The sequence below is a fragment of the Nitratidesulfovibrio vulgaris str. Hildenborough genome (genome assembly GCF_000195755.1).
Taxonomy (GTDB): Bacteria; Desulfobacterota; Desulfovibrionia; order Desulfovibrionales; family Desulfovibrionaceae; genus Nitratidesulfovibrio; species Nitratidesulfovibrio vulgaris.
Genome location: NC_005863.1, coordinates 192,042 through 202,301 on the forward strand (window position 1 = coordinate 192,042; position 10,260 = coordinate 202,301).

Below are 10,260 nucleotides of genomic sequence, written 5' to 3' on the forward strand. Positions count from 1 at the left end.
AAGCCTCGCGTTGTCGGCCCCACGCGCCTGTCCCGACGCCCCGCACGGGCGGCCCGCGCGGACAGCCCGTACGGACGGCCCGCCGGGATATCGGCATGACCGCGATGTGCCCTGCGCGGCACGTCTCTGCGCCCGTAACAGCCTGTCCTTCCATCCCATAGCGCGTGGCGAAGGGCCATACTGTGCATCGACGGGCGGACATGGTGTATGCTAGGTTGCGCGGGCCGCAAGACAGACGGCATCACGGCTTCAGCACCACGCACCGACACCCGACCGAGAGTCCGGAGTTATCATGATACGCAAGACCGGCCTGTGCCTCATTCCGCTGCTCATCCTCGCCGCATGGACGACCCTTGCGGGGCTGGCGCACCACGCGCCTGCCTTCAGTGCCGCCGAGGCCCTCGCCGCGCCCGGTCAGCCCGCAGCTGCCACTGACACACGCACGGGCCACGACAGCCCGCGCGACCCGGCGGCTGCCGCCGGCAAGGTCTGGCGCGTGGCCTACATCGAGGGTGGCCCCTACACCGACTACCAGCAGATACTGGCGGGCACGGTGCGCGGTCTCGCACGGCTGGGCATCATCCCCGATGGCAACGTCCCCGTACCGCAGAATTCCGAAAGCACCCGCGAGATGTGGCAATGGCTGGCAGACCACGCCAGCGGCGGCAGGTTGCAGTTCATCGCCGACGGCTACTACTCCGCCGACTGGAACCCCGACCGCCGCACCGCCAACCGCGACGCGCTGCTGAAGCGCCTCCGCGAGAAGGGCGACGTGGACATGGTCTTCGCCTTCGGCACATGGGCGGGGCTGGACATGGCCAACGACCAGCACAAGGTGCCCACCTTCTCCATGTCCGTCACCGACGCGGTGGGCGCGGGCATCGTGAAGTCGGTGCAGGACTCGGGCTTCGACCACGTGCATGCCCAGCTCGAACCGGGCCGCTACGAACGGCAGCTTGCCGTCTTCCACGACGTGTTCCACTTCAAGCGGCTTGGCGTGCCCTTCGACGACCGCCCCGAGGGACGGGCCTCCATCGCCATGCCCGTCATCGAGAAGTCGGCCCGCGAACTCGGCTTCACCATCGTCCCCTGCCCCACCCGACTCGACGTGCCCGACCTCGACCTCGCCTTCGACAACCTGCGCCAGTGCGTCGAGACGCTCTCCACCACCTCCGACGCCATCTACCTGACCACCAACACGGGCATGCAGGGCAAGCGCATGGTCGAACTGCTGCAACCCGTCATCCGCGCGGGCATTCCCACCTTCTCGCAGAGCGGCCCCGAAGAGACGAAGCTGGGCGTGCTGCTCAGTCTCGCACAGGCCAGCTTCGACGACGTGGGCATGTTCGAGGCCGAGGCCGTGTCGCGCGTGCTCAGCGGTGCCAAGCCCCGCGAGGTGAGTCAGGTGTTCGAGGGGCCCCTCGGTCTTGCCATCAACCTGCGCATGGCCATGCTCATCGGCTGGAACCCGCCGTTCGAGATCCTCGCCGCCGTCGACGAAATCCACCAGCAGATCCGCAATGCCGAACAATAGCCCCGACATGCCGCACATGACCGTCAACCCTGCCCGCACGTTACGCTTCAAGGTCATGGCATGGGGGCTTCTGGCCCTGCTGTGCGCCCAGATGTTCTACGGCGTGCTCGTCGTCTCGTCCCTGTACCGCCAGTACCGGGGACCCATGCTCACGGTACAGGCCATCGCCGGTGACGACCTCGCCCGGCGGCTGGGCCGCATGGCACGCCTCGGCAAGCCGCTCGACCGCATCAGCCATCTCGATGCCATGCTCGCCCCGTTCCGCGACACCACCTCGGCCACGGCCCTGTACGTGACCGACGCCGCAGGCGCGGTGCTGGCCGCATGGGACGCCGACACGGTGCTGCCGCGCCTTGAACCGCCCGCCCAGACCTCGCCGGTGGGGGTCACCGGGGCGCAGGAATTCCGGCGCGACGAGGCCACGTGGCTTGTCTCGCCCATCCTTGGCAAGGACGGCGACCTCGTGGGGCGCGTGCTGCTGCGTACCGACCCGCAACGCCTGCAGGCAGCACTGCGCGACGCCGCCTCGTACCTGCCGCTCTTCGCCTCGGTCGCGGGCGGGTCGGCCCTGCTGCTGGTGGTGCTGTGCCTCACGCTGCTGCCCGCCTCCGGCGGGGCGGGCCAGACGGGCCACGCGGGACAGACGGGACAGGCAAGGCAGACCGGACAGGCGGTGCTGGCAGGGCAGGCAGGAAGGGCCCCGCGCGAAGGACGCAGCGAACCCGCAGGGCACACCCTCGACGCGCGTCAGTGGGGCCGCCGTGCCCGCGTGGCCCTCGTGGCACCGCTTCTCGTGGGGCAGCTGTGTTGCAGCGCCGCCCTCTACGCACCGCTGAAGGGCCTCCACCAGAGGCAGAGTGCCGACATCGCCGCGCAACTGGCTGAACAGCTTGGCAGAGACCTGACATCCATCGTCCACAAGGGTGTGGCCCTCGGCGACATCCCCGGCATCGACCTGCACCTGCGCAGCCTGCAACAGGCCCTGCCGCAGGTGGCGGCCATGGGCGTGACTGATACGGCAGGACGCCTGCTGGCCGGGGCCACCGCCTCGACGACGCTGACGCCCGAAGCATGGCTGCGCCTCTCGGATGACGGGCCTACGGGCCGCTTCGACGTGCCGCCCCCGCCGGGGGCGGGTCGCGCCGCGCCACCAAGCCCTGCTGACGGCAACGCGCAAGGCGCAGACGCAGGTACCGGCGATACGGTGACCGGGGGTGCAGCCGCCGGTGAGGCTGTGCCCGAAAACACAGCCACCGGAAACGCGGCTGCCGGCGACACCATCTCCGGGGGCGCAGGTGCCGGGGGCGGCGAAGTGCGCGTCCTCATGTCCGGTGCCGCCATCCGCACAGGGCTGCGCGAGGCCCTGCTCGATACCGCCACCGTCGCCGTGGTGGCGATGCTGCTGCTCATGGAACTTGCGTCCATGCTGCTGATGCATGCGCACCGGGCTCTGGACGGCATGGGGGATGCGGCGCACGCGCCGACGCGTGAGGACGGGGCGAACGCCCCCGACGCCCCCGGCATCAACGACATCAACGGCATCAGCGGCATCACGCATACCCCGGGCAGTACCGGCGGCACGGCCACCGCGAGCCTCACCGATAGCCCGAGGCTTGCGGACACAGCGAAGCTCATGGGCACCGAAGACCGGGCAACCACCGATAACCTCACGGACACCCCGCCCCGTGCCCATGCCGCAGGTCGGGCCACGGCCCATGCGAACCTGCTGGCAGAGACGCCGGGCTTCATGCGCCCCGTCATCTTCTTCTGCATGTTCGCCATCGACATGGGCGTCTCGTTCATTCCGCTGCGTCTTGCCGAACTCGACGCCACGCTCTTCGGACTGCCGCGTGACGTGGTCATGGGGCTGCCCGTCTCGGCGGAGATGTTCATGGTGGCGGTCGCCATCCTTCTCGGCGGTGCAGCGGGCGAGCGCTTCGGCTGGCGTCCGCTGCTGCTGTGCGGCGTGCTGCTTGCCGCACTGGGCAATCTCGTCAGCGGCACGGCGGCGTCGGCACTGGGCTACATCGCCGCGCGCGGCATCGCCGGGGCCGGGTACGGTTGCATCAACCTCGCGGCCCAGCTGCACGTCATGAACCATTCCGACGAGAGCAACCGGGCGGGCAACCTCGCCCACATGTTCGCGGGACTGTTCGCCGGGGCCATGTGCGGCAGCGCCACGGGCGGCCTTGTGGCGGACAGGCTCGGCTACGGGCCGGTGTTCTTCGTCGCCGCGGGCATGTTGCTGGCGGTGCTCGGTGTGCTGGCCCTGTGTCCGGCGCGGCCCCATGCGCCAGCCCTCGGGTCCCGCCCCGCCCCGCATCCCGGACAGACTCCCGAGGCCACGTCGCTGGACACAGCACATGACGCCGACGGCAACGCGGCGGGCGTGCTCGCCTTCCTGCGCGACAGGCGCATGGTGGGCCTGCTGGTCTGCAACATCATGCCCGTGGCCTTCGTCACGGTGTGCCTGTTCCAGTTCTTCATCCCCGTCTACCTCAGCGAAGGGGGGGCCAGCCCCGCCGACATCGGGCGCGTCTCCATGCTGTTCTGCCTCGTGGTGGTCTTCCTCGGCCCGCTGTGCGGCAGACTCATCGACGCCACCCCGCGCAAGGACAGGATGCTGGTCGTGGCGGGCATCGCCGGGGCACTGGCCATAGCCGCCCTGCTGATGGGCGGCGGCATCGCAGAGGCTGTGCTCGCGGTCGTCATGCTGGGGGTCTCCAACGCCATCGCCGCCAGCGCGCAGGGCACCTACGCCCTGAGCCTGCCCGTGGCCCTGCGCATGGGCAGGGCGCGCACCATGGGCGTCTACAACATCACCGAACGTGTGGGGCAGGTCATCGGCCCCGTCACCTTCGCCGTGCTGCTTTCGCTGCTGGGGCGCGAAGGGGGACTGCTGGCCATGGCTGCGGGTGTCGCCGCCCTGACACTGCTCTTCATGTGGCTTTCGGGCGGGGACACCGCCAGGACGGCTGCCGACGCAACCGCCGTGACCACCACCGGGCGGCACCCCAACACCTAACCGGACGGCGCACCGCAGCCCCCCATATCCCATGTTGCACACCCCAGACCTCGCGCCGCTATGGCGACTCTTTCCCGGCCTCAGGGCCATCCTCGAAACGTGGGAGGGGCGCACCCTCGGCGACGTGGCACAGGGCTTCCGCCAGCCCGGTGCCGTGCCTTCAGCGGCCGCGCTGGACGCCATGCACGACCTCGTGGCCCCCGTCCACGGCGAGGACGTGGCCCGCGCCCTGCGCCGCAGGCTGCACCTGTCACCCTCGGTGCTGGCGGCCAACCATCACGGCATCGAATGCTTCCCTGAACTCGTGCAGGCCATCCATTTCTTCGGGCTGCCCGACCTTCTGGACGGGCTGGACGGGCTGGACGGGCTTGGCGGGCCGAATGCGCTCGGCGGGCCGGATGCGCTTGGCGGGCCGGATGCGCTCGGCGGGCCGAACGGTTTGGGCGGGCTGAAAGGGCCGGATGCGCCCGGCGGGCCATGCTGTTTGGGCGGGCCGGACTGTTCGGGCAAGCCACGCGGCGACGCACGGGGTGAGGTGCCGACGACGCCAGCGGCAGCGTCGACGTCTTCCCCCACACCGCCCCCGATGCCCACACCAGCGGCAGTGGGCACGGTCATCCCCGTCCTGTCGTGCACCACGGTGTCGTTGCAGAGTCAGGTCTACCCGCGCGGGCTGCTGCTGGCACGCCGCGCACCCGCCCCCGACGGGGCGCACTTCATGCGCCTGCCGCTCTTTCCCGCCTCCATGCAGGACACGGTGGTCTGCGCCGCCCCGCCCCTCACCCCGCAGCAGGTACGGGCCTCGCGCGGTCTCTGGCGCAAGCTGCCCCTGCGCCCGTGGGAACGCCGCGCCGCAGACGCGCTCATCGACGCCCATGTGGACATCCCCGAGGTCTACGCCCTGCCCCGCTTCGGTGAACAGGCCAGCCTCATCAACGCGCGGCTGTGCCGTCAGCGCTTTCCCGACGCGCCCCACGTCACCGTGGTGTACATCGAACTTGAACGCCTCGCGGCGCGGCTGCTGGCACGCGACCTCACCGACGGGGCGTCCATCGTCTCGCGGCTGCTCTTCGACCCGGCGGCGCGGCGGCGCATCCTGTCGCGTCTTGCCGGGACGCGGGGTTGCTGGACGGCCCACGCCTTCGACGCCACCACGACGCCCCTGCCCCGCACGGGCAGCAACGGCACGGCCTTCTTCTGGACGGTGGACGCCACGGGCCGCCGCATCCCCCTGCGGCTGGACGACACCACACGCCCGGCGCTGACCAGCGGCGACCGACGCTTCGCCCTCGAACCCGAAGCGCTCGCCGGGGCGCTGCAAGAGGGGCTGCTCATACCGGGGCTCTTCTGCTCGTATGTGACGCTGGCCCTGCAACACGGTCTGCGCTGCCACGGGGGCATGTTCTTCACCGAATACCTGCCCGCCATGCTCGACGCCGTGCACGACGTGCTTGGCGAATGCCCCGCACACTGCCGCGCCACGCCGCTGGCGGCCCTGCCCCTTTCGGTGCTCTTCGATGACCGGGGGACGGGGGACGACCGGGATGATGGGGCTTACGGCGGGCACCGAGACCACTGCACCGACCCGCGCCCCGCCGGGACAGTGGAGATGTTCGCCGCAGGCGGCCTCGATGCCGGGAGGCTGCGCCACCTCGCCCGCACGCCCGCTGGCGCCGTGCTGCCGCTCAGCCTGCGTGAATGCTACGAGGAATGCGTGCCGTGTGGCGAACGCCCCGCCGGATGGGCGGAGCGTCTCGTGCCGCACGGGACATCGTGGCAGGGGGTGACGCTGCGCGTCAGCGACGACCCAGCGTGAGGCGCGGACTCCAGAGGTCGAGCGGCTTCGGGCGGGCAGCTTGGGGTCGGCGGCGTCGGGGCATCTGCGCCACAGACGCCCCCGCATCCGGCACGACCATCACTGTGAGTTTCGGCCTGCGGGTATCTTCGAGCATGGGACCTGCGGGCGACAGCCTGTGACGTGCAGCGTCCTGCGGACGGGCGCCCCGCCCTATCGCAGATGCGATTCGATGATCCTGTCGATGAGGCCCCGGGCGTGAAGGTCCCTGAACGCCTTCTGGATGGCATCGAACGACCCCTCCAACGCCGACGCGCGCGACAGCGCGAAGAAGCCCCCGTCCTGCGTCTCCACCGTGTACGGTGCGAGCTTCACCTTGCTGGCATAGCCCGACACCTTGGCGGCATGGCGCAGCTGGATGCTTCCGCCGACGATCACATCGGTCCTTCCGGCAAGGAGCATCTGGAACAACTGGTCGACGGAATGGGCCTCGACCTTCATGAGCCTCGGGTCGGAGTCGAAGGGTTCATACAGCCTGTTGCCCGCCCTCACGCCGATGCGGAGCGGTATCAGGTCGGCATACGTCCGCAGCCGGATGCCGGATTCCCTGCGTATGATGAAGACCCTGATGGTCTTCTGGTACGAGGGTTCCAGATACCGGGCGTAGGCCTCCCTCTCTGCCGACCTCGCAAGGCCACCCGTCATGTCTATCTCGCCACTCTCAAGAAGCACCAGCACGCGCTTGAACGGGTAGGGCCTGTACACCACCTCGAAACCAAGCCTGTCTGCCAGTGCGTTCATGATGTCGATGTTGATGCCCACAGGCTTGCCCGAGACGTTCTTCTCCCACGGGGGATAGTCCTCGTCGTAGCCGTACTTGATCACCGGACGGGCAACAGCGGCGCTGGATGAGAAGACAATGGCAAGCAGCAGGCAGACGAACGTTCTCATGACCACCTTCTCGCACCCCCCAGAACAGACACGGCGGACAGCCCCCGGCATCACCGGGCATCACCGGGCATGACCGGATACCGGGCCAGTCCAGATACATGCGGCTTCACCAGACATCACCAGACATCGGGGACATCAGGAGATATCTCGAGATACCGGGAGATATCGGGGGGCATCGGGCAACATCAGGTGGGGCAGCCCGGACATCATGGATGACGCCCCCGTCAGCCGGGTCTTCATCCTATACCCACAGGTTACCCCTTGATTCAATTGCATTATTTTTCGATGTCATAGCATGTGCTGTACCTGATGGCCGATGCGCCTGTCCCTCCCGTCGCACACGCCCCATCGCCCCCACCAAGGTGCCCCCCCCGTCGCCCCCCCCCGGCGACCCCGGTCAGGCGCACCCTCCAGACGCAACAGCGGGCGTGACCACCCCACCCCGAGCAGGCACTACGCAAAATGTATCAAATATGTTGCATTAACCATGTTAATGTCGCATATCTGATGCATGAGTACGAGCAAGATCGCAGACCAGTCATTGCCGCCGCCCGTCGCCGCATCCCTTGAGGCACTGGGCCGCAACATCCGCATCGCCCGCAAGCGCCGTCGCATGGGTGAACAGGAACTCGCGACACTGGCGCACACCTCGCGCGCCACCATCCGCCGTCTCGAGGCGGGCGCACCGGGCGTGGGTCTCGGCATCCTCGCCAGCGTGCTGTGGGTGTTGCAGCTGCACGACGACCTCGGGCGGCTGGCAGCCCCCGACACCGACAGCTACGGCCAATTCCTCGAACAGGGGCACCTGCCCCGGCGCGTCCGGACGTCCGTGACCGGCGTGACGGGCGCGACCGGCAAGAAGGGCAGGACCAACAAGACGGGGGAGGACAAGTATGACTTCTGACCGCGAGGCGGTGGTCTTCGTCTGGCTGTCCGGGCAGGGATACGTGCCCGCGGCCCTGCTTTCGGAATCGTCCGGCGGTGCGTCGTACACGCTGGGCTACGGTCGGCGCTACGCCGCACGCCCCGACGCCCTGCCCCTCGACCCCGTGTCGCTGCCCCTCTACATGCCGCGCCCTGCCACCAGCCGTCGGGGGGTGCTGTTCCCCGTGCTGCGCGACGCCGCACCCGACAAGTGGGGCCGCAAGGTGCTCGGACTCATGGCGGGACGCCACGCGGGCACACTCTCCGAGATGGACTTCCTCGTCTCTGCGCATTCCCCGGACCGCATCGGTGCCCTCGCCTTCGGCGACACGCCCGCCGGGGGCCCGCGGTCGCTGGCACCATGGGCGCAGGACGATGCCATGACCGTGCCGGAAGGCGACTCCGCCTGCTCCGACGGTTCTGCATGGCTTGAACGCATCGCGCGCGTGGTGGCAGAGGTCGACGCCCTCGCCGATGACGAGGACCTCGACGACCTGCGCAAGACCCTGCCCGAAGAGGCGTTCCTTCAGGCACTCGCCTCGTCGCTGAGCGTGGGCGGAGGGCGGCCCAAGGCCCTTGTCCGCATGCCGGAGGGGCACTGCATCGCCAAGTTCGGCAAACGTGGCGACCCGTGGGACGAACCGCGCATCGAGCACGCCACCATGACACTGGCAGCGCGCTGCGGCATCCACGTCTCCCCCACCCGCCTCATGGAGACCGACCACGGCAGCGTGCTGCTGGTGCGACGCTTCGACAGGACGCCCGACGGCACGCCGCGTCACTTCATCTCGGGCTTCACGCTCAACGCCGCCATCGACGAGGACGGCGACTGGGGCAGCTACCACGACCTCGCCCAGCGGGCGCGCCAGCACGGCGACAGTCACGCCGGGCCTGAACTCTTCCGGCGCATGGTCTTCAACGCGCTGTGCGCCAACATCGACGACCATCCGCGCAACCATGCGTGGTTCGTCGAACGCGAAGGGCTGTCCATGACCCCGGCGTACGACATCGTGCCCACGCAGGCGCGCTTCAAGACCTACGACCTCGCCCTGCGCTGCGGCACAGAGGGCCGACGCGCCAGCCTCGCCAACGTGCTGACCCGCCCCGAACCCTTCGGGCTGCGCCGTGACGAGGCCGAAGCCATCGCCCGCGACATCGCCGGGGTGATGTCCACATGGCGCGACCACTTCGCCGCCTGCGGCGTGGTGACCAAAGACCTCGATGAACTGGCCTACCGCTTCAGGGGCGTGCCCGAGGGGGTGTGACGGGATTGGCGTGACGGGGGGCGCGTGACCGGTTGGGGTCACGGGGGTGGCATGACCGGGAGAATGTGACCGGGAGGCTTGCCCCCGAGTGCGTGGACCCTAGGGGTCTGCCCGTGAGAGCGTGGCGCACACCCGTGCCGGCACGCGATCATCGACGCCGGATTCGGTCTGCCCGCGAGGGTGTGACGCGGCCCCTGTGCGAATGGGATGTGCGGCGCTGTCCCTGTGCGGGGAATGTAGCCATGGTCCTTGAGGTCTGTCCGTTGTCGCATGTCGTCGAGTGCGGATGACATCTCCCGCGTCAGGCTTTCCGAGAAGACTCTCGGTGTGAAGCCAGCCGCCGGGATCGCGTTCCAGCCCTGTCGTGGCGGTCACGAGGGGGCACATCCTCCTGCCTGCGGACATGCTGGACGACGTACTGCCCACCGGCAGAGTGTGAGGCGTATCCTTTCCACCGTGCCGGGGTGGATGGGCGGCCCGCGGCGACTTGCCCTCCCTCCCGATGGGTGACACACGTTGTCACTGGGGGGTGACATCTGGCGACACCCCCAGTGACTGAGCTGACCGCGTGCGACTACCTGTGTGATTTCAGGCAGTTCTGAAACGGCTTCGCCCTTCCCTATCCTTCCGGCCTCGCCTTATCCCTATACTTGCCCCTCTCCAGTCGCGCCGATGCAGGCGCATCCCGTCCTCTCACGCGGACGCGAAAAGTCTTCGCACCTGCAAAATCGGTCACGTCCGCACGGCAAGGTGGTGGCAGAGGGGT

General features: G+C 69.0%; 7 protein-coding genes. 5 read left to right on the forward strand and 2 right to left on the reverse strand.

Translation table 11 applies throughout. The features are described from left to right. The first annotated feature begins 292 nt into the window (after positions 1–292). Genes DVU_RS16635 through DVU_RS16645 form a run of 3 tightly spaced genes read left to right on the forward strand, consistent with a single transcriptional unit; the run spans position 293 to position 6,375 of the window. Positions 293–1,534, forward strand: coding sequence for an ABC transporter substrate-binding protein (locus tag DVU_RS16635; RefSeq protein WP_011176724.1), 1,242 nt, complete (start codon positions 293–295; stop codon positions 1,532–1,534). After that, on the forward strand, positions 1,521–4,559 hold the full coding sequence (locus DVU_RS16640; protein ID WP_014524695.1) for an MFS transporter: 3,039 nt from the start codon (positions 1,521–1,523) through the stop codon (positions 4,557–4,559). The genes DVU_RS16635 and DVU_RS16640 overlap by 14 nt, the downstream gene beginning before the upstream one ends. Positions 4,560–4,590: 31 nt before the next feature. Continuing rightward, complete coding sequence (locus DVU_RS16645) at positions 4,591–6,375, forward strand: hypothetical protein (RefSeq protein WP_011176726.1); 1,785 nt, start codon at positions 4,591–4,593, stop codon at positions 6,373–6,375. Here the strand turns inward: DVU_RS16645 and DVU_RS16650 are convergent. Further along, positions 6,356–6,511 carry a hypothetical protein gene (locus DVU_RS16650; RefSeq protein ID WP_164928147.1) on the reverse strand — a complete coding sequence of 52 codons (156 nt, stop codon included), beginning with the start codon at positions 6,509–6,511 and terminating at the stop codon, positions 6,356–6,358. The two genes, DVU_RS16645 and DVU_RS16650, sit on opposite strands and share 20 nt — an antisense overlap. A 56-nt stretch (positions 6,512–6,567) precedes the next feature. Further along, on the reverse strand, positions 6,568–7,305 hold the full coding sequence (locus tag DVU_RS16655) for a substrate-binding periplasmic protein (protein ID WP_011176727.1): 738 nt from the start codon (positions 7,303–7,305) through the stop codon (positions 6,568–6,570). A 511-nt stretch (positions 7,306–7,816) separates the two neighbouring features. Here DVU_RS16655 and DVU_RS16660 point away from each other — a divergent pair. Next, a complete protein-coding gene (locus DVU_RS16660) occupies positions 7,817–8,209 on the forward strand; it encodes a helix-turn-helix domain-containing protein (protein ID WP_011176728.1) in 393 nt (130 codons plus the stop codon). Next, complete coding sequence (locus tag DVU_RS16665; protein ID WP_011176729.1) at positions 8,199–9,494, forward strand: type II toxin-antitoxin system HipA family toxin; 1,296 nt, start codon at positions 8,199–8,201, stop codon at positions 9,492–9,494. Before DVU_RS16660 ends, DVU_RS16665 begins: the two co-directional genes overlap by 11 nt. The last annotated feature ends 766 nt before the right edge of the window (positions 9,495–10,260 follow it).